This is a genomic window from Lamprobacter modestohalophilus (assembly GCF_016583905.1).
Taxonomy (GTDB): domain Bacteria; phylum Pseudomonadota; class Gammaproteobacteria; order Chromatiales; family Chromatiaceae; genus Lamprobacter; species Lamprobacter modestohalophilus.
In genome coordinates this window covers 25729-47786 of sequence record NZ_NRRY01000033.1, presented here as the reverse complement: position 1 = coordinate 47786, position 22058 = coordinate 25729, and the positions used below count along the sequence as shown (strand labels likewise).

Genomic DNA, 22058 nt, shown 5'->3' with positions numbered 1-22058 from the left:
GTCAGCGTGCAGGCAGCCTCCGCCGTCAAGCACCCTAGCCCTTTCACACGTTGATTCAGCGAAAAGGACAGAACCGCATGCTTGATCCACGCCTCCGTTCCGATCTCGAGCGCAGACACGAGGACTTATCTGACAAGGGCGCGTTGTTAAGCCAAGAACGCTTGGATGCCTGCTACGCCCTTTTCCGAGAGCGCTTCGGACCAGCGGTGCTCGCCAACCTGGATGGTGAGCAGTTGCTCGACCTGATGCACCTGCATGGTAATCAAGATAGCCTGGTGTACTGGCTCGAATTCAAGAACGACGACGAGTTTCCGGCACAGTTCGGCAGCATTTCCGGCGGTAGCGCTCTGAAGTTCGGGCTCTACCGACGCAAGGAAACCGGTGAGTGGATGACCGGATCACCGAAGCAGCCGGTCGTCATGACCCTTGCGCAAGCCGTTGCACGGGCACGCCAGCATCGCGACGAACTCATGGCCGGGGCATCCATCCTGGAAGCATTTCCGCAGCAACCGACGCAAGCCGACTACGAGGCGTTGCAGCAGGCCATGGATGAGCGGGCACCCACCGTCAGTCGGCTGGCGTGGGGCCACAAATACTTTAGCCTGCTTTACCCGCACGTTCTGGATGACTACCACGCTCCTGTATACGCACGCTTTCACCTGATCAAGCTGCTGCAAAAACCGCTCAGCGAAAAACCGCTCAGCGTTAAGGAGCAACGTTATCTCGATGCGTACCTCTTCCTGCAGATCGCCAACAGCCTCGGCTGGCCGGTCAATCATCTCACCAAAGTGCTCAATGCGCGTGATGGTGAACCGCATCAGGTTTGGCTGTTCAATACAAGCCTCACGGACGCGGACTTGTGGTCACGGATGCAGCGCCAGGGCTTCATCGCCAGGGGTCCTGCACAGCTCTCTGCCCTCGACTGGCTGGATGGCTCCAGCGGGGCGCTTGCTCGGCTTAAGCAGAAACTCACCGAGGTTGATATCACCCCCAGCGGTGAGACGCTCTCGGCGACAGCGCGCGCGATCCGGGATTTTGCCTGCGGGATGGAAGAGCGTGACCTGGTGCTCGCCGTCGATGGGCAAACGGTGCGCGGCATTGGCGAAATCCTCGCCGATGGCTACCAGTTCGACGCAAGAGCATCAGCGGACGCGCCGCATCAGCGCGCCATTCAGTGGCAAGCGCTGACCGAGTGGGATCACGCGATACCGACAGCGACAACCTTAGGCGTCAAACGCTTATCCGACGCGCACGTCGATCTCCTGATCGCGATCGAACGGCACCTGCTAGATGCGCATGGCACAGCTGCCCTCTCAGCGCCTTCGATATCGAGCGCACTCGATGGCGTCGGCGGAGACATTCAGCGCATCCTGGAGCGAAAACGTCAGGTCATCCTCTACGGCCCACCCGGCACTGGAAAAACCTGGCAGGCGCGCCGCGTTGCGTGCGATTTGGCGACCATGCACGGGTTTGGAAAAGCCTGGGCCGACCTTAGTGACGATGACCAGGCGCTCGTCTTTGGCTCGAAGGCGCACCCGGCCCTCGTTCGTGTCTGTACGTTTCACCCGGGCTACGGCTACGAGGACTTCATCGAAGGTTACCGGCCCAAGACCGGCTTGACCGACCAACTTGGCTTTGAACTGCGCCCTGGATTGTTCAAACGCTGCTGTGAAGAGGCAGCCGCCAAGCCCGAGAAGCGGTTTTATCTGATCATCGATGAGATCAATCGCGGCGATATCCCACGCATCTTTGGCGAATTGCTCACACTGCTCGAGTACGATAAACGCGGCCAATCGGTCCATCTGCCGCTCTCTAACGAGCCGTTCAGTGTGCCTGCGAATCTCTATGTGATCGGCACGATGAACACCGCCGATCGCTCGATCGCGTTGCTCGATACCGCGCTGAGGCGTCGCTTTGGGTTCCTCGAGCTCATGCCCGACATGGAGCTGCTGAAGGGGCCTTTGATCGCCGACAAGATTCCTCTACACCTGTGGCTTGATGCCCTGAACCGGCGCATCTTGGAGCATGTCGGTCGCGATGCGCGCAACCTACAGATCGGCCACGCCTACTTCCTACAGCGGACTCAAGAAGGGCCGAAACCGGTCACCGATCTTCCTCGCTTTCGGCGCATTCTGTCCGAAGACATCCTGCCGTTGCTGGAGGAGTACTGCTACGAAGACTATGAGACCCTGGCGAAGATCATCGGCAAAGACTTCGTCGACCTGCAACGGCGCCGAATCGAGCGCGGGCTGTTTCAGGCGACCAATAAGGATGCGTTTATCCAAGCCATCCTGGCACCGACACCAGAGCTGACAACGTCGAAGGAAGCAACCGCTGGTAGCGCTGATGACAGCGACGGCGATGCCGACGACAGTCCTGAAACAGACGCCGCAGAACCGGTCGCCTGATGGCTGATCACCTCAGCCTCCAGGAATGGACCCGGCTCACACCAGAGACCTGTGGGGCGCTCAAAGGGCGCCATCTGAGCGGCGATCAGGAGCGGGCTCAAGCCGCCGCGCTCTCGAAGGGTCAGCGCTTGATCGTGCAGGATCTGCACGATGGTCTGAGCATTGAGGCCCGATCCTGGGTCGGCCGGGTGACGCTCGGCGACCTGACCATCACCCTCTCGCCGAAGATCACCGGCCTCCCTCTGCTCGGCTTGCTGCGCTACGCCTATCGTCTCAATGAGCTGTCTCTGCACAACGCCACAGCCTATGCCACCACCACAACCCGCTTCCAAGACTTGCTGTTGGAGCAACTGCGCGCCGAAGCCACGGCCTTGCTTGCGCGCGGACTGCAGCGCGATTATCGAAGAACGGCAGCGCATCGGCAGTCGCCACGCGGTCAGATCGACTTTGCCCGCCTTGCCGGGGATGGGCCGCTGACGCGCGCGTCCTTACCGTGTATCGACTATCCGCGTCACCCTGAGATCACGCTGAACCTTGTCCTTGCCGCCGGGCTGGCATTCGGTGTTGCCAGAGCGGGTGATCTCGAGCTTCGTGTGCAACTGCGCGATCTCGTGCGGCGAATGGATCTCGACGATGTGCCGCCCGCGCTTGATCCCGCGATGATCAACGGTGCACTCAACGCACTGGATCGGCGCACCGCGCATTACCAACCGTCGCTTGCCCTGATTGCCCTGCTCCTTCAAGGCTCGGCGGTGTCGTTGGATGATCCGCCGGCGGGAGTCACCCTGTCGGGGTTTTTGTTCGATATGAATGCCTTTTTCCAGGCACTGCTCGGACGTTTTCTGCGTGAGCATCTGCCGGGCTGCGAGGTCGTCGGCGAGCACCGCTTGCATGGCATTTTTACTTACGACTCGCAGCACAACCCAATAGGCAATAAGGGACCGGTGCCGCGCCCGGACTTCATGGTGCGCAATCACGACCACAAGCAAGTCGTCCTGGACGCCAAGTATCGCGACCTCTCGGTGAAACCCCTACCGTCCTACATGCTCTACCAACTGGCGATCTACGCCCTGACCCAGGCTGGGTCCCTGCCAAGCGCCATCTTGCTCTATCCGACGCTGGGCGCCGTCGGCGATCAGATCGTACTCTTCAACGATACCCTGGTTGGCGCCCCCAAGGCGCGCGTCATCCTGCGCGCAGTGAATCTGTTAGCACTGGTGGATGTGCTGGGAAAAGGCTCTGGCCAACAGGCCAAGCGGCATCGGGAACGGCTAGCACGGCAGTATGTCTTTGGGGCCGAGACATCAACCAACGCTTAAATGAACGGTTCCAGATGGTTTTCCGATCAAATAGGTTCTACGCTCCACGGCACTGATCGACCTACGATCGATGAACGGCTGCAAGCGCTGACCTTCAAACTTCTAACGGGTGAGACGAACCGAGACGACCACTGGATGGGGTATCCAGAATTCGCTACGCGCCAGTCCCGCCGAAGCCCGAGAGCCGTTTGCACATAATTTGGGTTGGCCCAGATGTTTGCAGGCTGTTGTCAGCTAATGTGGGCTGTTGGCAAAACAATGTGGGTTTGGGGTGCCGGATATTGGCAGTTAATCTGGGCCAAAAATCGCGATGTTTGCAGGTCGGGGCGCCGATGTTTGCAGGTCGCTACAAGTAGGGAAAGAAATTTGGGGCCGTCACAGCGCCAGACACCTGTATCTTGTGCTGCCAAGGACACCGCGAAGCTCAAATTGTGTCAGGTAGCCAAGCGCCCGTTTCAATATCGAGTGTCGCCTGATGTTCGACGGCGACAGTCACCCAGATCTTGTCGATGCGCAGACAGTCCACGAGGCTCAACGCCGGCTGCTCCAGCCCATAGCTGTGATCATAGAGATCATGGAACAGCCAACAATGCGCGATCTGATTGAGCCGCCCTGGAAAGCGATGGACGGATTCGCGGTAATCCACACCCTCGCGTCCTTCGTTGTGATCGACTTTCAGGTTGAAGCTGCGTTTGGTCAGAAACGGATCACTGTCCTCGTCATAGTCCGGATCATCCTCAGGGAACATGAAATGCAGGATCGCCTCGATCTCGAAGTCCACCATTGGATCATCGGGATCAGCGACACGCGCTTCCATCTGGGGGCATAGGGTCTGACCAACCTCCTGCAGATGGCGCGCAAGGAACGCCAAGCGCTCATTCAGCTGGACCAGGCGTTCAACCTCCTCCGGGGTGAACGCGTCCTCATCCGCTGCAGCCGGCTCGAGGAGTTCACCCAGTGCCTTAGCCTTGCGGCTTAGGCGCCGACACGCATGGTCTAGTTGAAACAGTTCGTCTTGTAGACTGGAAAGCGCGTCACGCTGTCTTAGCGTCATCAGGATGGCTCACTTAACTCTTGATACGGTCAATCGACCGCTGTTCCGCCCCAAAGGCGACGTTGGATCGTGCACAGAACGCATTCTGAACGCTGACGGCGAATTGTGTTCATTGCCCTCGCCTTGGTTATCCTTCGGTGCGCCGTTGGCAGCAACGCGGGCGGCGCCGACGCAATCCCGCTGATGAGGAGGCCGTCTGACCAGCGTTACGGTGAACACCGCAACTTTTTCAACAGTGAGAGGATGAATCCGGTTTTTCCAAAACCGAACGGTTGATCTCAAGGAACCTTCAACATGCACCATCCTGAACCGCATCCGCAAGCAGCCCCGCAAGGTGCCAGCATCGCGGCCATGACCATTGGCCTGCTGCTGGGCGGCTTTGCCCTGTTCGCCGCCGTGGAGGGCGTTGCTGTTGCGCCCTGTTGGCTCGCCCTGGTGCTGCCGATCCTCATAGCCGTACCGATCTGGCTGGCTCTGCGTGAGTCGGCACTGTTCAGCCGCCGCGCCCTGTTGCACGGCTCGACCAGCGCTGAGAGTCGCTTACGCAGCCTCTTATGGCAGGGGCATCTCACCAGCGGCGTTCTGCTCGTCGTCGCCATCGCATTCAGTGCGTCACTGTTGGCCTTGGGCACGCTGCTGAGCGCCATCCAGTGGGGGGTGCTGTTGGCCAACCTCCTGCTGCTGCCCTGGATCTACCAGGGTGTTCGTCGGCGCCTGCAATCAGAGGTGCGCCCAGAGGTGCTCGACATCGTCACCCGCGGCTGGTCTCTGTTCTGGGCGAACATGGCCCTCATCGCGCTCGCCTTCTTCATCATCGACTTCGCGATCACCGGCACGGCTGATACCCGGCTCGCCGACTGGCGTGCGCTCATCGAGCAGACCTTCGTCACACACAGCGCGCAGGCGACCTGCCCGGCGCTCGGTTGGCTGATTGGCCTCTTTGCCGCCCTCGATCAGTTCAGCTGGCACTGGGCGCAGGTCATCATCCCGCAATTGGCCGATCTGCCTCTTCAGATCGGCGCTTGGTTGGTCTTCCTGCTGCGTTTTGGACTGATCGCGCTGACCTTCACGCTGTACCTGACCGGCCTGATCGTGCTCGTCGAACGTCGCAGCCGACCGGTCGATGCCGTCGTCGGTGGTGGCGCCCTGGCCAAGACCTTTCTGATCACCCTCCTGATCCTGGCCCTGCCAAGCCTCTATGCCAGCATCAAACTGCGGGATCTCGACCTAGAGGCATTCCAGACCTTGCCCGAGCCGCTCGCCGAGCGCCTTGATCCTTGCCATCCCGATGCACAGGCCCGTGCTGAGCTGCGCGCCGAACTCGATGCCGAGGTGGCCGCTGAGCTCAAGGCCATCGATCAGCAGATGGCGAGTCACGTGGATGACGAAGTCGACGCCCTGTTCGCCAAGCTTGAGGGCGGCGTGGATACCTATCTGGACTGGTACTTCACCGTCGCCGGTGAATACCAGCGCCTCGGCGCGGTGATCGTCGGCGATCTCTCCGCGCTCATGACCGAGCAACTCGAGCAACGCGTCTTCGTGGACACCGGCTTTCAGGCTGGGCTGGAGGCGACGTCTAAGCAGGCGCTCGAACTGGCCGAGACTCAGCTCGCCGGTTTCTCCCGTGGGCTCGAAGAGCAGCTGTCACAGTGGCAATCGGTCTCTGCCTGTCGACCCGACCTGCTGAGCTTGGAGGACGTTGCCAGCCTGAACCGTGATGGCCTCCGGGCCTTGAGCGCTGCGGGCACGGGGGCGACGGCCGGGACGGTTATCGCCACGAAACTGCTGTCGAAGACAGTCGCGGCCAAAGTCATCGGCAAGGTTGCCGCCAAGAAGAGCTTCCAGCTGGGGGCGTCACTTCTGGCCAAGACGGCGGCCAAGAAAGGCGCGTCCGCCGGCGTCGCTGCCCTGGGTGGGGCCGCAATCTGCTCCCCTGCTGGCCCGGGCGCGATTGCCTGCGGCGTCGGCGCAGCCGTTGTCACCTGGCTCGCGGCCGATAAAGCGTTCGTCGAGATCGATGAGAGCCTCTCGCGCGAAGACATGCGTGCCGACATCCTGGAGGTTCTGAACGGTGAGAAGCAGGCCCTCAAGGACGCGCTCAACGCCCAGCATGAGACCTGGCTGCTGCAGCTGGGCAGCCGGTTCAACGCGACTCTGGATGGCAGCTTCGTGCCGCTGCGCGACGGGTTGCGCTAAGGCACCCTCGCGCAGAAGCGGGTTCATGTCCGAGCGATCACCTCAGAATTTGGCGGCAAACCCAATCGGCCTTGGGGTCCGCTCTGGCTCCTTCAGGGCGATCTCCGCGACCAAGCCATCGTATAAGCGTTGCGGCGTGAGCGGTGGCAATGCCAACCGCTATCTGCGCACTAGTGTGGCGAAATCCCTCGGCTAGAGGTCTTCGAGTCTGGTCAAGCGCGTCTCGCAACTCTCTGTCTGGGTCAATCGTCCACCCGCTTGTTGCACTCTGTAGCCGAACAGGGTCTCTCCAGTGTTCGGTGACAATTAACTTGGCCGAGGTAATTCTTCAGGTCAAAGCGAGGAGGGCCGCGACATCAGGTGGCTGTTCTTTCCCATGCAGCCTCAATGACCTCACCCAGCGCCCAAACAGTCACACCAACCCCGGCGCCAATCGGACCGCCCACGGCAGCGCCAATGCCGACGCTGGCACCAAAACCGACGCCTTTGGAGACACGCTGAGTCAACTGAGTGTCTTCTTGACTACGATCCATAAATTCCCGTGTTGCAAATTCAGCAGCATCGGCTAGCAACAGATAAGGCGAAGCCGCAGTACGCGCTACCGTCTTGCCCACCGATTTACCAGCATACTGCGCAACCACCTTAGCGCCCTTGGTTCGAATCCATCTCCGAGCCATTTGACGGGCGGGCAGCACGGTCAAGCTCTCGATCAGTCCATTGGTGTTCATGTCAACGATGGAGCGCTTCTGTGTAGTCATGGTCATTCTCCTAAAAGGCCATTGGTAAAAGACGCTGTCAGAAGAGATAACGCTGGCACTTCAGCGATTTTCAAAAATCGTCACAATCCTTGGCATGTCAGGCTTAAGCCGCTTCCTGACCACCACATCGATCTGCCTGTCGAGCAATCACAGTATGGCCTCTGGTTGAGCATCAGTCCCCGGTCCCCGGGTTGTTGAGCTTGCTTCTTCCTTGAACTGGTCGCTAACAAGCCCCGGGCTCCTGAAGGGGGCCATCGACAGTGACTAAATAAAACCACAACGACTCAAAATCACTGCCCGCGTGGCGTTGATCAGAATGAGCGCGCAGCCTTTGACCGGATGCTGGCCAGAGACGGTGCTTCTCGCTGCCCACGGCAGCTATGCAAATCACGAGCACCAGTCCCTTACCATCAAAGAGGAGTCCTGACATGTCCAGAATCCCCAACGCCGGCAACTACCGTGACCGTCTTCCGCCGGATCGCGCACGCCCACCGCGTCGCACCGGCCGCTCTCGCCATCAGCCAAACCATCGCCAAGCTCATCACCAGCGCCATCAGCGTGCGCTCAGCCCAGGTGTGAAGCGAGCGCTGATCGGCGCCGGAGTCGCCGGCGTGATCTACCTGCTGTGGGGTGGATGGGGGATTTTCTTCGCACTGCTCCTCTTAGCCGCCATCCTGTTCGCGCGTCATGCCTTGCGCATCTAAGGAGTCGTCCAACTTAGACGACCACCAGCGATTCAGCTCGCGACGACTGAAAATGGCACAACAGCGCGCGTTGGTGTCAGTAAGCCTCGGACGATTTTGATCCCCAACCAGCCTGAAGGAGAACGCACCATGGCCATCATCAACGGCAGACGCATCGATCCGCGCAGCATTGGCAGTGGCGTCAAAGGCAGCGATCTGGCTCGTTACGCCAAACCGGGCCAAGGCCGTCGCGCCATCATGGAGTCCAATGGACGCGTGGAGACCATTCAGCAGGGTAAGACTTACCAGCCCCGGGAGTTAGTGGACAAGTACGGTCGGGGTGCGAAGATCACCACCATGCCGGATCGCTCAAAAGGCCACAGCTTTGGCGGGCGGCGCTCGGCGAAGTCCAAAGGCATCATTACCGAGCAGGTGATCGATGTCGCCGAGCATCTGTTCAAGCAGGGCATCGACTTCGACGAAGACGATGCGCACTGGATGGTGGTACCTAACTTCCGGCTGCCCCAGCGTTGGCACAGGATCGCCGAGCGTTCGCCGCTGATGATCGCATTCCCTAACGAGTATCCGGCCCTGCCACCTGTCGGCTTTTACCTGATGGCGGACATCCCTTGCTCGCCGGACGGGCATTTCTTCGATGGCGTTGGGCATGGGGCCTGGGACGAGCCGATTCGCAACGGCTGGAAGTGGTATTGCACCTATATCCACAATGGCGCATGGCAACCCGCGCGCAATTGGCGTGATGGCGACAACCTCTACACCTATATCCATCTGGTCAAGGAAGTCTTGGGGAACTGAAATCATGGCATCCATCCGCATCCGCTTTCCTCAGGGAGACTTCGCGCGCCTGCGTCAGCGCCTGCTAGCCGACCCCAGCCAGGAGGCCTTCGGCTTGCTGCTTGGCCAACGCGAGGACGCGGGCGACACCCGTATCATCCGCGTGATTGCCAGCCACTTTCCCATGCCAGCAGATTACGAGAGCCGCAGCGTTGCCCACCTACGCCTGCGCCGAGAATACATCTATGACCGCCTGGTCGAGATGCAGGAGAAAGGCGACGCCGACACCCTGATCGACGTCCATACCCATCCGTTCTGTGCCGATGGGGTGGCGTTCTCCGCGCATGATGATGCCGATGAACGGGCCTTTCACGACTGGCTCACCGAGACCCTGGATATGCATTACGCCAGTCTCGTCCTGAGCCGCTCCGATTACTCGGCGCGCCTCTGGGAGCGCCACGATGGCCTCTCAACGCCATGTCCCGCACAGGTTTGCACGCAGACGGCCCTAGAACACTGGCCGAGCGCCGATCAGGCCCGGCAGATGCGAGACGACCATGCCACGGCCTTGGACCCAGATAACGGCTTTCTCGCACGGGGCGTACTTGCGCTCGGCCTAGACGTGCTGCGCCAGATCGTTCATGACCAAACCATCGCGGTCGTCGGCGTCGGCGGGCTGGGATCGATCATCGCTGAGCACTTGATCCACAATGGTTTTCATCATCTCCACCTGATTGATCACGACCGGGTTGAGACCACCAACCTTAATCGCATCGTGGGTGCAGGCCTGCAGGATGCGCAAAACGGACGGCTTAAAGTCGATGCCGTGCGCGATCACCTGCTGCGCATCAATCCCGAGGCGACCATCACCGCCCATGCCTGTGGCATCGAGGAGCCGGACCTGCTCCCAGCACTCGCCACCTGCGACTGGATCATGCTCGCAACCGATAGCCACGCGAGCCGTTACCGCGCCCAAGCGATTGCGCTGCAGTTCGGCATTCCACTCATCGCTGCTGGCGTCAATATCAGCGTGAACGATGGCCGCATCACCGATATGAGTGGCGAGGTCATCACGGCGCGATGGGGCGACCGCTTGTGTCTAAATTGCCTCGGGCGCATCGCACCCACCCAAATCGCCGCTGAAACCATCCCTGGGCTGGGCGAAGTCTTCGCACAACGAGGCTATGTCAACGGCCAAGACGTCAAGGAACCGGCGGTTAAGACGCTCAACAGCATGCTCGCAACGCTCGCCGTCGATACCCTGCTCAACCAATTCACCGGCCGTCAGGCGCATCGTCCGATCCAAGTCTATGAGAATAACCTGGAACCCTGCATCTATGCGGATCATGACAGTCTCGAACAGCGAACCAAAGAGTGCTTTCACTGTGCTTAATCCAAGCTTTTTTACCGGCAAGAAGGTTGCTATTCACACACAAGCAGATAACCCGAGTCCTTATCAACATCTGAGCGAACAGGAGCCAGCATGAAGAACATCAAGCACCAACCGCCGCAGCGGCGTAACCCGGTCGCCAAAGCCTTGCCACGCCTACGCGGCGGCCCCCACCGCAGCAGACCGAACCGAGCTGATCTGAAGCGGGAACTGCGACGAAATTTGGCGGAAGGTTTGGACCCAGCACGAGCGGTGAATGTCAAGGTAGTTGTGTGTGCCGCAGCAATGCGGCTTTGGTCGGCAAGGAGCTGACCGGGCAGCATGAGAAGCTGCCGAAGCGATGGCGGAACCGACCCGCCGGAGTCTGCCTGCAGGGGCCGGCTCCAAACCACCCCCGAGCGGCCTTGGCTGAAGACCGTGGTCGTGAGCGTCGGGGGAGAAGGCGCATCCATGTGATGCGTCAGGTAAGAATCGAGAAGGCGAGTGACCACGAACCCTCGTTGAGGTGTCGAAACTGAACAGCAGACATCAAAACCAGAGGCCACAATGATCTCTGGGACGAGCCCATCGGGAACCTGTGTACTGGGTGGGTGGTGTCCGGCATAGAGAGGGCGCGAGCTCGATTCAGGCGCTTCGGTGGAACTGCGGGAACTCGGACCCTGATGCCAAGGGAGCCTGCCAAGCGAAGAAAAGCAAGGCACAGAGTACCAATGCAGGGTTCGAGGACGGACCGACCCGTACGAGCGTTGACGTGCCTGTAATGGGTGCTGAGCAAAGGGGTCGGGTTGGAATCGCACTTACTTAAGCAGACTATCTTTTTTAAAACAGTAACTTACAGGCGGCCTTCATACGCTAGGCTTTAGCGCTAATTCTTCTTCTTCGGATGACCATGCTCGCGCACATGCTGCTGGGCCGCCTCTCGTGGCTGCATCAAGAGGGGGAACGGTTTGGGTCGACGCTTTAGCGCGCGGGGCTCGATGCGGCCGGGACGCTGTCCGACACGGGGTCCGGCGATGAGGATCAGCAGGGCATTGAGGGTGACGCCCTCCTCGCTGTCACCACTGCGCTGCTGCTATGCCAACCAGATCTGAACGCTGTGCTTGAAGCTTAGCTGACGCGGGAGCTGGTCGGCGAGCAGCGCGGATTGAGCCATGAGCAGGCGGATCAGATTGTAGGCGAGCAGGTAGACCCACAGCTCCTTGCGGGCCATCGCGGGCGTCTTGCAGCGCAGATGCTCCATGCCCACAGCCCTGACGCACGATCTCCAGAGCCTAACCCCAGTAAGGCCTGCGGGGAAGGCGAAAAAAGTGTTCGCAAAAGCGGGTAGATCACGACGTCGGCGTCGTGAGACGATTGAGCCTGAATCATTCTGCAGACCGGATGCGCCTTGCATGCACGATCAAGACCGCACGACCTGGTGGCAAGGGGATCGAGAGATCACGCCCGAGGATCTCGCCTACATCCGCGCCTTCACTGCACGCTTTCCCGGATTAGCACGCTCGGAGCTCACCGCCACGCTCTGCGAGCACCTCGACTGGCTCACGCCAGCAGGCCGGCCAAAGATTGACGCCTGCACCAAGCTGCTGACCCGCCTGGAAGCGGCCGGGCAACTGCGCCGCCCGGCGCTGCGGCAAGAGAAAAGCCATCCCGGCCCGCGCGTGCGCGCCGCGCTCGCGACCAGCCCGCTGCCCGATCCGCTGCCCGATCCGCTGCCGACACTCGCCGGCCCGCTCTGCGCGCTCGGCGGCGTGCGTCTGCGCCTGGCCCGCGAGGCGCGCGATGAACAGCGCTGCAATGACGCCCTCGCGCGCCATCATCCCCTCGGCTACAAACAACCCTTCGGCTACTGGGCGCGCTACCTCATCGAATCCGCCGAGCACTGGCTCGGCTGTGTCCTGCTCAGCGGTGCGGCCAAAGCCTTGAGCGCACGCGAGCGCTGGATTGGCTGGAGTGACCGGCAACGCCTCGCGAACCTGCCCTGGGTGCTCAATAACAGCCGCTTCCTCCTGTTCCCCGGTGTCATGGTGCCGAATCTGGCCAGCCACGTGCTGGGACAGCTGGCGCGCCAGGTCGGCGACGACTGGCAGGCACGCTGGGGCTATCGCCCGCTGCTGCTGGAGACCTTCGTCGACCCGCGCCAGTATCGCGGCAGTTGTTACCGTGGCGCCGGCTGGGAACTGTTGGGGCGCACCAGCGGTGCAGGCCTGGTGCGCCCGGGAAAGCACTATCACACCCACCCCAAACTGCTGTTCGCCAAGCCGTTGCAGGCGGACTTTCGGGCACGCTTGTGCTCCAGCTCACTCAGAGGTCAACCATGAGCCACCCAAGCCGACGACCGGGACGCGAAGCGATCAAAGCACAGGCGAGAAAAAAAACGCCAGCACGACCGCTTACGCCAGCAACAGCGTGAAGCCGGACTGAACCCGCCGTCGGCGCCGACGGCGTCCAATCGCACCTCCCCCTTTCAGAGCGTCGACGAAGAACGCACGGCGCGCACCGAGGCGGTCTCGGCGCTGATCCTGATCATGCGCCGGATGCTACCCGTGCTGCTCAAGCGTTTGAGCAAGATCCCCGATCCGCGCAACCCCAAGAAAACCAAACACAAGCTCACCGTCCTGATGCTCTATGGACTGTTGGCGTTTGTGTTTCAGTACGGTTCCCGACGGGCGGCCAATGCCGAGCTCACCCGACCGATGTTCGAGCAGAACCTGCGGCTGTTGTTTCCGCAGCTCGAGCGCCTCCCGCATGCCGATACCCTGTTTCGCGTGCTCGCGCGCATCGATGTCAGTGCCATCGAGCAGGCGCATCTTGAGCTGGTCAAGCAGCTGATTCGCAACAAGACGTTTGCCCGCTACCTGATCAACAACGCCTATCCCGTTGGCATTGATGGCACCCAGAAGATCGCCTTCTCAATGTTGTGGGGTGAGCATTTGCTACAGCGGCGTATCGGTCCCAAGGTCGATCCCGACAGCGAGGATGAGCAACAGTATCAGTATTATGTCTATGTCCTCGAGGCCAGCCTGTGCTTTCGCAACGGCATGGTCATCCCCTTGATGAGCGAGTTTCTCGAGTACGCGCCCGGTGATGGCGAACAGCGTAAGCAGGACTGCGAGACCAAGGCCTTTCACCGCCTCGCGGCCCGCATCAAGACGGCCTTCCCACGCCTGCCAGTGATGCTGCTGCTCGATGGCCTCTATGCCAATGGGCCGATCATGGAGCGCTGCCGCTCCTACCACTGGGATTTCATGATCGTGCTCAAGGACGGTTCGCTGCCCAGCGTATGGGAGGAGGTCCGAAGCCTGGGCCACGAACAGCCGGACAACCGCCTACAGCAGCGCTGGGGCGAACGCGAGCAGGATTTCCAGTGGGTGAATGCGATTCATTATGCGTATGGACCCAATGCCAAGAAGTCGCTCGAGGTCCATGTGGTGACGTGCCGCGAGCACTGGCAGGTGGTTGATCCCCAAACCGCGGAGATTGTCACCCAGGAGAGCCGACATGTGTGGCTGTCCTCGCGCCCTTTAAGTCGGCTCAATGTGCATACCCGCTGTAACCTGGGGGCGCGCTATCGCTGGGGCATCGAGGGGGCGTTTTTGGTCGAAAAGCACCAGGGCTATGCCTATGAGCATGCGTTCGCTAAGCAGTGGAATGCGATGAAGGGGTACCACTTCCTGATGCGCTTGGCGCACCTGATCAATACCTTGGCCCGCTTCTCCAAGGAGCTCGCTGGGCTGTTCGCTCAGCTTGGGGTGCAGGCGGCGATCGGCTTGATCCGCACGACCCTCACCGGTCCTTGGCTCGATCCCGTGGAGATTGAGCAGCGCCTGAACCGTCCGTTTCGATTGCGCTTGCGCTGAGGCCGACGCCGGCGTGAGGGTGACCGCTTGCTCACCGCAGGCGGCGGGGGCCTGTTGCCTCAGGGGGCTTCAGCCTCGATCGGGGTCGGTTTTTTGCCGCCAGGATGGCGCTCAGGCTCGCTTCGCGCTGGGGTTGGATGGGAATATCACCACTTTTCCAGCCAATCTGCTGACGCCTCGGAAGTCGTGCGTCAGGGCTGCACTGGTCATGCTGTCCTTGTCGTTCTTGGTGAAGGAGCGTATTTAGCAAACAGCGTCCTGCCCACTGTTGAGTGCGCGTGACATCCGTTTGCTCATCATCGCCATGCTCCTCAATGATCCTGATGCGGTTGATCGGCGCATCGCACAGATGGATATTCGGCATGCACAACGACGTAAAGACATTGAGCGATATTATAGAGAAAATCAACGGTGACCGGCTCCCAAACCAATGAGCCACAGCCTGATCGAGTTTAACCGGCCACCAGAGGCTGTCGATGGCATCCGAAGGCAGGCAAGTTTGTGTTTTGATTCGCCCGTTGAGGGCGGCCCGCAGACCCGCCCAGCCCGCTGTGAGCGGTCGCCTTTTTATTGATCTGCCGCAATCGTATCAATAAAAACGCTTGACAAGAGAGCCGGCGACGAAAAGCGTTTTCATAGGCCCATCCTATCGAGAACGCGACCATGTGTGATAAAACCCGATTAACCAGCCTAATGCAAACGCTCACGGATCACACCGTCTTTGGCGACGTGCTCGCGCCTCTGCAGCGCGCCTTGTCTCGCGTGCGCCCGCCCAAGGCGCCCGGGCGGGTGCTGAGCAGCGAGGCCTTCATCAGTCTTGGTGTGCTGCGCCATCTGCAGGGTACCTCGGCGCTGCGCGAGCAGATTCAGCAGCTGCTGCATCTGGATGTGAATGCTGTTGAGCGCCCGCCCTTGGCGCGCTCGACCTGGGCGGATGCGTTGGCCTCCACGGAGCGCCAAGCGGTGTTGCGGGCGGTGGTGGCGGAACTGCGCGCCGAGGCGGCGGCTGCCTTGCCGGATCGCTTGGCCGAGATTCCTGGGCTGGCTGGACGCCCGGTGCGGGCGCTGGACGGGACCTACCAGCAGGAGAGCGCCCACTATCCCCGCTGCACACCCAAACAGGGTGGTGAGGACAATCCCAAGGGGCATGCCTTGCTGGCCTTCCAGAACATGCGCATCGGGGTCATTGACGATGTGCTGAGCGAGACGCGCAGCCACCATGAGATGCGGGTGTTGCGCGCGTATGATCAACGCAGCGACGCCTTGACCCAAGAGCGCCGGACCCTCTGGGTGGTGGATCGGGGCTTTGTCAATGCACCGTTTTGGGATGCCAAGAAGCGGGCGCTCAGGGCGACGGTGATCACCCGCATGAAGAAGAACCTCTGCGTGGATTCAACCGAAGGCTTACCGATCGCTGAGCATCCCTGCAACGCGGGGGTCCTCTCGGACCTGCGCATCCGGCTGACCAGCTCGCAGCAGGAGTGGCGTCTGATCCGCTACCGCACGCCAGGAGGCAAGGAGCTGGAGTTGTTAAGCAACGATTTCACCCTGCTGCCAGGTGTGGTCGCCTTCCTGTATGGCCGGCGCTGGGAACAGGAGAAGACGCATGACAACTGGAAGAATGACTTCGCGGTGGCCAAGGCGTGGGGCAAGTCATCGGTGGCGATCGCCAATCAGGCCGATCTGGCGATCATCACCACCCTGCTGGTGCACCTGATGCTCGCGCGCTGCCTGCAGGGCGAGCCCGCTCGCGATGAGAAGGTGTTGCGTAAGCAGGATCGGCGCCAACAGGGGCTCGCCGATCGGGCGGTCGGTACGGAGCGCCCGGCTTGGAGTGCGCCGCTGTATCGCTATACGTCGAAACTGAGCCGCCAGGTGTTACGCTTCTTTAAACTCGCGTTTCTCAAGCCGGCCTCGCCACAGCTCTATGAGACGCAGCTGCGGCCATTGTTGATGGCGTACCTGTGAGGGGGAAGCGGACACCGTTGAGAGAAAATGATCCCGACAGCGCGAATGATACTGGTTGAGCCAGGGGCTCGGAATTAATCTAGCAAAGTAGTATTAGGCTTCGAGATAAATATGCAAAACATTAAATTTAGTGAATGTATAGTTCGCAAGACAATACCAGGATCATACCATTGCGCTTGGAATACAAAAGATGCGTATCAATGGCCAGGCCCGATTTATGAGTATACATTTTACTTATGCAAACATAATGAAAAAAACGATTACTATTTGTTCTACACGTATGATCGTTATGAACGTGGACATTGGGAAGAAACTGAGGACGAAGGATATCTCCCTATAACACCTCAACTAGCAGAAACAATTGCCGATGAAAATACTGTAACCGATGACAAAATAAGTCTTGAAGGACTATTAGAGTCGCTCCAGGAAACATCCAATAAAATTGAAACTCACCTCTCTAACACTATTCACTATCCAGATCTAAGAAATGACCTTGCAGAATTAAACTCCTGTCTTAATATAAAGGCTTATAGAGCAACGCTTGCAATTGCCGGAAGAATTCTTGAGCTTTGCCTCAAGATGCAATTGGTTATTATAGGCAGAGAAGTAGAAAAGGATTGGATGGTCGGCAAATTACTACGTGAAATCGAAGACTCAGATACATATTTTGATCCTGCAATCAAAAACATGTGGAATATTATCAATCAGCAAAGAATAATAGGTGTTCATGCCAAAGAACAAGCTCCGATTCCAAGTAAAAACCAAGCTTATATGGTAAGTTTTGCCGTTCTTGATGTACTGGATAGAGTTGCAGAGAGAGCTTACTCAACAACCAACAGCTAAAGCTAGCGGGTTGGAATTACGGACCAGCCCTTTTAAGGTGCATAAAAACAACATTTAAGATCAGTGGTTTACGATGCCGGGCGAATCTGGCAGTCACCGAACCACGCTATCCGCCGCAAGCACCTTGACGAAAAATCAGGGGCTTGCAGTCAGACGAATTTCGCCACCTTAAAAGGGCTGGAATTACGGACTGAAAGTCCAGATGCGGGTCGAATAGACCCGTTTAGGGTTACTCCGTCCTGAAGTTGCCCCATCTCATGGCAAACCGGATGTGTATGGGGTCTAGCGCGTCAACTTAGGCGTAACCCTGAGGCGACACACTCACGACCCGGCTGGTTTTCGAGTGGTCGCTGTCAACGAAAATTGAACGGCAGCACGAATCGCAGCAGCGCGAGCGGTTCCATCGGAGTGTGTTGGGCGTGACGCAGCCGATTAATCCGTGGCACAGCCAACGGCAGCGATTGATCAAGCTGATTGAGCACTGACGCTGCCTGCTCCCAAGGCTCACCCCATCCCGCCGCAATCGTGCGGCAGCAGGCGCCAATCAGGCGCACCACAGGCCCGCTGTCATCAGCAAAGGCAACGCCCGCGCCATCGAGCGCCAGTTCCCGTGCGGCTTCGGCATCCTGAGGATACAGCAGCAGCCCCCGGTAGAGCTGGATCAGGGGCCAGGGATGCCCTTCTGCCGTATCCCAGTCCTCTCGCCGCGCCAGATACTGCTCGGCCAAGGTGGCATCGGGCCGATGCACCAGCCAACGCAAGGCCAGATGATGGGCATATTTGTCATGGTTCGACACCGATCCGGCGAGCCTGTCCAAGGCTTGCGGCAAAGCGCCGATCACGGTTTCAACCGCTTGACGGACCTTCGTCTCATCTTGAGCCGGATCATCCATCAGTGCGATCGCACGATAGGTATTGGTCTGACCCTTTTCCTTGCGCGCCATTTCCGGGTCGGACAACTGATCGAAACACGCCAGCGCCTCATCGAAATAGCGCACCGCAGCATCAAGATCGCCAAGAAAAGCCGCGTGCTGTCCAAGACTGGAGCGCAGCTGTCCCCAGTAACGCAGCCCGGCAGTGGCCGCGGGATCGGCCTGCGTTCCGACCGGTGGCGGTTGCATCCCGAGCAATTTCTGCATCAGCCCGCGCAGCCCCCCAGGCGCCTCGACCGTCGTGGGGTTCCAGCGTTTTAGAGCTTGACCAGCCTGCTCGAAATCAAACTGGTTCGTAGCGGTCACCGCGAGATTCAGCTCGGCACGACAGACCAGCTTGGCGTCCTCCCTGAACAGTTGGTCAGCGAGCGCGCGCATCTCCTCAATCCAGGGCTGTTCGGTTTGGCCCAGATGATTGGCCCGCGCCAATTGCGCCGTCAGCCATAGCAACCGCATGGGCTGCGGCAGCGCCTGATCAACAGGCTTCCAGCGATCCAGCCAAATGACTTGACGTCCGAGCAAGGGCAGATTGAGATTCCGACTATCCAAATGCCCCGACAGGTGATCGAGATAGCGGCGCCATAGGCTAGTATCACGCGCGGCGGCAGTACCGAGACGCTCCAGCAGGGTTGCGACCAAGCTCCCCGGCTGTTCAGACTCCGGCGTGGCCAGCAGTGCTGTCCAGTCGATACCTTCGAGCGTGCGGCCCCGGTCCATCCATTCCAGCATGCGACCGAGGAACTCGGCATCACCACCCAACAGGCAAGTGCCTGAGAGCCCGGAAGCAGCAAGACAGGCACGGGAATGCTCGGAACTGCCGGAGGCGATGAACGCCAGCGCATCGACGTAGCCGTTATAGGGAGAGTCCTGCTTGGTAATGGTGCGAATCGTCAATTCCACCTGTTGCGCCCGCTCGGGATAGCCTTCCGCCAGACGCAAGCGCGCCTGTTCGGCCACGGCGGGCCATTGGGTGCCGCCTTTGAAGACCCGCCCGCGCTGTTCGATCAGCACCTCGAGCCGAGTCAGTTCATCGAGCGGCATCAACCGCAAAACCAGATCGATCAAACGAATCACGCCGAACGCCCAGCGTTCACCCGGCGCTTGCGGGAGCTGCTGTACGGTGATGCCGATGACGCCGACAGGTGCATCCAGAATGCCCTGCACGACCCGATCGATCTCGTCGATGCCTTGGTCCACGGCATGCCAGCCGACCGGCAGAGGCGCGAGCCCCTGTTGTTCGGCGGGAAGTAACAGACCAACAAATCGTCCCAGGGTGCGATCATCGGCACTTAAACCGCCCGCTTCCAGACCGAAGGCAGTGCCTGTTTCATCAATCAGGAGTTGCCAGACTGGCTGGGGATTCAGCGCACGAAGGTCACGCGGATGCAACGCGGTTGGTTGCGCTAAAGGTAGATCAGTCTTTTCCAGCGCCGGCAGGGCCTTGGGGGATGGCGCGCTGACTTGCTGAGGCGCCCGTATCTTGGACACCGGCTGGCCCTGTCGTCTGCGTTTTCCAGCATCCGCTCCGCGCTTAGCGGCGGTCGCCCCTTTTCTGACATTAAACCAGGCATTACCCGTCAGATCAGGTCGGCGGTCATTGAGTTGCTGTAATTTTTCAAGAAACACTGGATCTGTGACGAAGGACTTGCCAAGCCGCCTCCCGAGATTGTAGAAAGCGTTGAGCAGATTCTCGTCCCCCCGACCTAACTTCATCACCTTATCAATCTGAGACTGGCAGTCTGGATCAATCTCTAGGCAAGCGGACTGCAATGATGGCAGCTCCGCACCGCCATCATCCTTCCACGAAGACACATAGTGACGCAGCTTCTGGAGCGCGAACTCCAAATCCGTCAGAATCTCAACGCAGTCGGCTTTGGCGACCGCGAAGCCCCAGCGCTCTTTTCCATCATCAAATTTTGGCTTGACCTCAACGTCAACCGTCGTAAATGGCCTCAGCTTTCCGTTTTCAGCCCATGGCCCGAGGTTTCGTGTAGAAAAGAACACACCATCCGGAAATGCGGCATGAGCAAGGAATCCAAACACACGATCGGACGGCTGATTGCTATCGATCGTCATCCGCCACTGCACCCCCTCGAGTTGCCGCGCAATCTCCTCCCGACGCGTCTCGTCGGCGAGATCCGCGTTGAAAAAGGGACCATTGGGCTGAGTGTTGGTCTTGGTATCCGTCATTGCAATCATCCTCTAGCAGAAACCTATAGCGATTACGTAATGAACGATGGTTAGCATGCAGCCGAGCATCCGGCCGTGAGGCCGTGAGCTTGTGCTCAGGCGGCTACGGCGTCTGACACACCAACCGCGCCGCTTCGCACTGGCGATTCAGCTCATTCGCCACCAGCCGATCCCCCCAGCGCTGGTTGATATTCTGTGGCTGACCGCTATGATCGACGCTGCGCACGGTCGTCTTGCCGGTTGACAGGTCATGATGCCACAGCTCGCGCCGCAGTCTTGGGCTGTCCAGATGCGCAAGCACCAAGCGCGCGGTGTCCGCCGCCCCGGCATCGCCGGTGTTCAGCATCTTCTGGCACGATTGCCGAATCCAGGCATCACTCATCTGCGCCGGCGGGCCGGGGTTGAGCATCGCCGAATCGACCTTGTTCTCAACCAGTCGGATCTCAGCGATATCTCCCTTTGGGGTGCGCCGCACAAAGACCCCATCAATGCCATGCAGGCTATTGTATTTGCTGGGTAGCTTCTCATAGCCTTGCCCGGTCAGCCGCAAGGCCGTGAGCCGGTCGCCAAGCGTACCCTTCTGATGCGAGCTGACAAAGGCGATCACCCGGCCGTTCGCTGCCGACCGGGATTGAGGCCAACGCATCGCTGCGGCGGTTTTCGGCGGTACGGCCTTCGCCAGGATCTCCACTGATGGCTCGGCAAAACGATCCCACAGCCGCCCAAGCACTGAACGGGCTTCACCGGTCTCAGGAAACAGTGAAAGACCGACCGCAAGTACAGCGACCGGGACCAGCAGGGATGATGTTGGACGGGTCATGGCAAGCCTCCTCCGCGATGGAACTTCGAGCATCGAAAACCTCTCAGTCGCTGAACAGCGAAGCAATGCCATAGACGCCGGCGCCGATCGCCACCGCACCCAATGCCGGCAGCGCAATCAGACCCGCAGCTCCCACAGCCATCCCGCCACCGACCATGCCGCCAATGGCGGCCAATCCAGAGGCCCCGACCCCATAGGTCGCCCCCAGAGCCGCCGCCCCGGCAACACCCGCACCTGCTCCTGCATAGCCGGCAATCGCCGCCGCATCGCAGGCATCAACGTTGTCGCAGTCCGAATAGAGATACTTGTTCTGCAGACCAGCAACACCGAACCCGGAAAGCGCACCCGCAGTGACAGGCCCACCGGCTGCGGCAAGCTTGCTCAGAATGACCGGGCCAGAACCACCCGCCACCGAGGCCGCCGTGGTCGCACCCGCCGCCGTTGCGGCCGTGTCCCTAACGGTGTCAACCACCTCAAGCGCAGCAGCAGCTGATGGGGGCGCGATGAGCTGAGCGGCTTCGAGTGCGGCGTCAGCTCGATGACTCCGGAACCCGCCTGCCTCCGCACTGGCGCTGACACAGCACAGCGCACTGGCACTGGCGAGCACCGCGACAAACGGAAGAGCGTGAACGGGACGAATGGCACGGGCGGAAGGCTGAGTGCTTGCGGTCATGGGAAATCCTCCGGGGGCGGTGGCGCGAATCTGGTCTCTGCCAGTGTCAACGCACCCTTCGGAGGGATTTTCAGCGTTGCGTTGCCGCGCTCCTGATTCGGCACTCGGAGGTGCTAGAATCCCAACACCTACGCAGGGTGGCCAGGCACGATCGCCCTGGCGAGACAGAAGG

16 protein-coding genes and 1 pseudogene are annotated in these 22058 nt (G+C 59.9%); 11 read left to right on the top strand and 6 right to left on the bottom strand.

From position 1 onward, the window contains the following. Window positions 1–77: 77 nt before the first annotated feature. Together CKO42_RS17345 and CKO42_RS17340 are read left to right on the top strand one after the other, a co-directional pair. Window positions 78–2408: an AAA family ATPase gene (locus CKO42_RS17345; RefSeq protein WP_200246760.1), complete on the top strand. Its 2331-nt coding sequence runs from the start codon at window positions 78–80 to the stop codon at window positions 2406–2408. Further along, a complete protein-coding gene (locus CKO42_RS17340; protein WP_200246758.1) occupies window positions 2408–3727 on the top strand; it encodes an McrC family protein in 1320 nt (439 codons plus the stop codon). The genes CKO42_RS17345 and CKO42_RS17340 overlap by 1 nt, the downstream gene beginning before the upstream one ends. Window positions 3728–4151: 424 nt before the next feature. Here CKO42_RS17340 and CKO42_RS17335 read toward each other — a convergent pair whose 3' ends face one another. Further along, window positions 4152–4781, bottom strand: a complete 630-nt coding sequence (locus CKO42_RS17335; RefSeq protein WP_200246755.1) for a hypothetical protein — start codon at window positions 4779–4781, stop codon at window positions 4152–4154. A 294-nt stretch (window positions 4782–5075) separates the two neighbouring features. On the opposite strand from CKO42_RS17335, the gene CKO42_RS17330 reads away from it, so the two are divergent. Then, entirely contained in the window at window positions 5076–6977 is a 1902-nt protein-coding gene (locus CKO42_RS17330; protein ID WP_200246752.1) for a hypothetical protein, read from the top strand. A 356-nt stretch (window positions 6978–7333) separates the two neighbouring features. On the opposite strand, the gene CKO42_RS17325 is transcribed toward CKO42_RS17330, so the two are convergent. Further along, entirely contained in the window at window positions 7334–7735 is a 402-nt protein-coding gene (locus CKO42_RS17325; protein WP_200246748.1) for a hypothetical protein, read from the bottom strand. 428 nt (window positions 7736–8163) lie between these two features. Between CKO42_RS17325 and CKO42_RS17320 the strand changes: the two genes are divergently transcribed. The 3 genes from CKO42_RS17320 to CKO42_RS17310 all read left to right on the top strand — a co-directional run bounded on the left by CKO42_RS17320 (window position 8164) and on the right by CKO42_RS17310 (window position 10606). Then, entirely contained in the window at window positions 8164–8439 is a 276-nt protein-coding gene (locus tag CKO42_RS17320; protein ID WP_200246744.1) for a hypothetical protein, read from the top strand. A 129-nt stretch (window positions 8440–8568) separates the two neighbouring features. Next, window positions 8569–9234, top strand: a complete 666-nt coding sequence (locus CKO42_RS17315) for a hypothetical protein (RefSeq protein ID WP_200246741.1) — start codon at window positions 8569–8571, stop codon at window positions 9232–9234. A 4-nt stretch (window positions 9235–9238) separates the two neighbouring features. Then, window positions 9239–10606: a ThiF family adenylyltransferase gene (locus tag CKO42_RS17310; protein ID WP_200246739.1), complete on the top strand. Its 1368-nt coding sequence runs from the start codon at window positions 9239–9241 to the stop codon at window positions 10604–10606. Window positions 10607–11468: 862 nt separating this feature from the next. Here CKO42_RS17310 and CKO42_RS27435 read toward each other — a convergent pair. Beyond that, window positions 11469–11837 (bottom strand): annotated as a pseudogene (locus CKO42_RS27435) (IS4 family transposase); the annotation flags it as partial. A 157-nt stretch (window positions 11838–11994) separates the two neighbouring features. Here CKO42_RS27435 and CKO42_RS17300 point away from each other — a divergent pair. The 4 genes from CKO42_RS17300 (at window position 11995) to CKO42_RS17285 (ending at window position 17271) form a co-directional block, all read left to right on the top strand. Beyond that, window positions 11995–12921, top strand: a complete 927-nt coding sequence (locus CKO42_RS17300; protein WP_200246734.1) for a Druantia anti-phage system protein DruA — start codon at window positions 11995–11997, stop codon at window positions 12919–12921. A gap of 207 nt (window positions 12922–13128) precedes the next feature. Then, complete coding sequence (locus CKO42_RS17295) at window positions 13129–14460, top strand: transposase family protein (RefSeq protein ID WP_200246732.1); 1332 nt, start codon at window positions 13129–13131, stop codon at window positions 14458–14460. 693 nt (window positions 14461–15153) lie between these two features. Continuing rightward, window positions 15154–16428 carry a hypothetical protein gene (locus CKO42_RS17290; protein WP_200246730.1) on the top strand — a complete coding sequence of 425 codons (1275 nt, stop codon included), beginning with the start codon at window positions 15154–15156 and terminating at the stop codon, window positions 16426–16428. Between the two features lie 111 nt (window positions 16429–16539). Next, window positions 16540–17271 (top strand): hypothetical protein, encoded by a 732-nt coding sequence (locus CKO42_RS17285; RefSeq protein ID WP_200246728.1) that lies wholly within the window; start codon window positions 16540–16542, stop codon window positions 17269–17271. A gap of 353 nt (window positions 17272–17624) precedes the next feature. Here the strand turns inward: CKO42_RS17285 and CKO42_RS17280 are convergent, their stop codons facing one another. Continuing rightward, entirely contained in the window at window positions 17625–19916 is a 2292-nt protein-coding gene (locus tag CKO42_RS17280) for a hypothetical protein (RefSeq protein ID WP_200246726.1), read from the bottom strand. A 102-nt stretch (window positions 19917–20018) separates the two neighbouring features. On the opposite strand from CKO42_RS17280, the gene CKO42_RS17275 reads away from it, so the two are divergent. Then, complete coding sequence (locus CKO42_RS17275) at window positions 20019–20447, top strand: hypothetical protein (RefSeq protein ID WP_200246724.1); 429 nt, start codon at window positions 20019–20021, stop codon at window positions 20445–20447. Between the two features lie 49 nt (window positions 20448–20496). On the opposite strand, the gene CKO42_RS17270 is transcribed toward CKO42_RS17275, so the two are convergent. Then, window positions 20497–21213: a hypothetical protein gene (locus CKO42_RS17270; RefSeq protein WP_200246722.1), complete on the bottom strand. Its 717-nt coding sequence runs from the start codon at window positions 21211–21213 to the stop codon at window positions 20497–20499. Between the two features lie 43 nt (window positions 21214–21256). Beyond that, window positions 21257–21886, bottom strand: a complete 630-nt coding sequence (locus tag CKO42_RS17265) for a hypothetical protein (protein WP_200246720.1) — start codon at window positions 21884–21886, stop codon at window positions 21257–21259. Between the last annotated feature and the right edge of the window lie 172 nt (window positions 21887–22058).

What these genes read in the sequence shown, in the direction of transcription:
- CKO42_RS17345 (WP_200246760.1), top strand. Translation starts at nt 78, where the DNA reads ATGCTTGATCCACGCCTCCGTTCCGATCTCGAGCGCAGACACGAGGAC.
- CKO42_RS17340 (WP_200246758.1), top strand. Translation starts at nt 2,408, where the DNA reads ATGGCTGATCACCTCAGCCTCCAGGAATGGACCCGGCTCACACCAGAG.
- CKO42_RS17335 (WP_200246755.1), bottom strand. Translation starts at nt 4,781, where the DNA reads ATGACGCTAAGACAGCGTGACGCGCTTTCCAGTCTACAAGACGAACTG.
- CKO42_RS17330 (WP_200246752.1), top strand. Translation starts at nt 5,076, where the DNA reads ATGCACCATCCTGAACCGCATCCGCAAGCAGCCCCGCAAGGTGCCAGC.
- CKO42_RS17325 (WP_200246748.1), bottom strand. Translation starts at nt 7,735, where the DNA reads ATGACTACACAGAAGCGCTCCATCGTTGACATGAACACCAATGGACTG.
- CKO42_RS17320 (WP_200246744.1), top strand. Translation starts at nt 8,164, where the DNA reads ATGTCCAGAATCCCCAACGCCGGCAACTACCGTGACCGTCTTCCGCCG.
- CKO42_RS17315 (WP_200246741.1), top strand. Translation starts at nt 8,569, where the DNA reads ATGGCCATCATCAACGGCAGACGCATCGATCCGCGCAGCATTGGCAGT.
- CKO42_RS17310 (WP_200246739.1), top strand. Translation starts at nt 9,239, where the DNA reads ATGGCATCCATCCGCATCCGCTTTCCTCAGGGAGACTTCGCGCGCCTG.
- CKO42_RS17300 (WP_200246734.1), top strand. Translation starts at nt 11,995, where the DNA reads ATGCACGATCAAGACCGCACGACCTGGTGGCAAGGGGATCGAGAGATC.
- CKO42_RS17295 (WP_200246732.1), top strand. Translation starts at nt 13,129, where the DNA reads ATGCGCCGGATGCTACCCGTGCTGCTCAAGCGTTTGAGCAAGATCCCC.
- CKO42_RS17290 (WP_200246730.1), top strand. Translation starts at nt 15,154, where the DNA reads ATGCAAACGCTCACGGATCACACCGTCTTTGGCGACGTGCTCGCGCCT.
- CKO42_RS17285 (WP_200246728.1), top strand. Translation starts at nt 16,540, where the DNA reads ATGCAAAACATTAAATTTAGTGAATGTATAGTTCGCAAGACAATACCA.
- CKO42_RS17280 (WP_200246726.1), bottom strand. Translation starts at nt 19,916, where the DNA reads ATGAAGTTAGGTCGGGGGGACGAGAATCTGCTCAACGCTTTCTACAAT.
- CKO42_RS17270 (WP_200246722.1), bottom strand. Translation starts at nt 21,213, where the DNA reads ATGACCCGTCCAACATCATCCCTGCTGGTCCCGGTCGCTGTACTTGCG.
- CKO42_RS17265 (WP_200246720.1), bottom strand. Translation starts at nt 21,886, where the DNA reads ATGACCGCAAGCACTCAGCCTTCCGCCCGTGCCATTCGTCCCGTTCAC.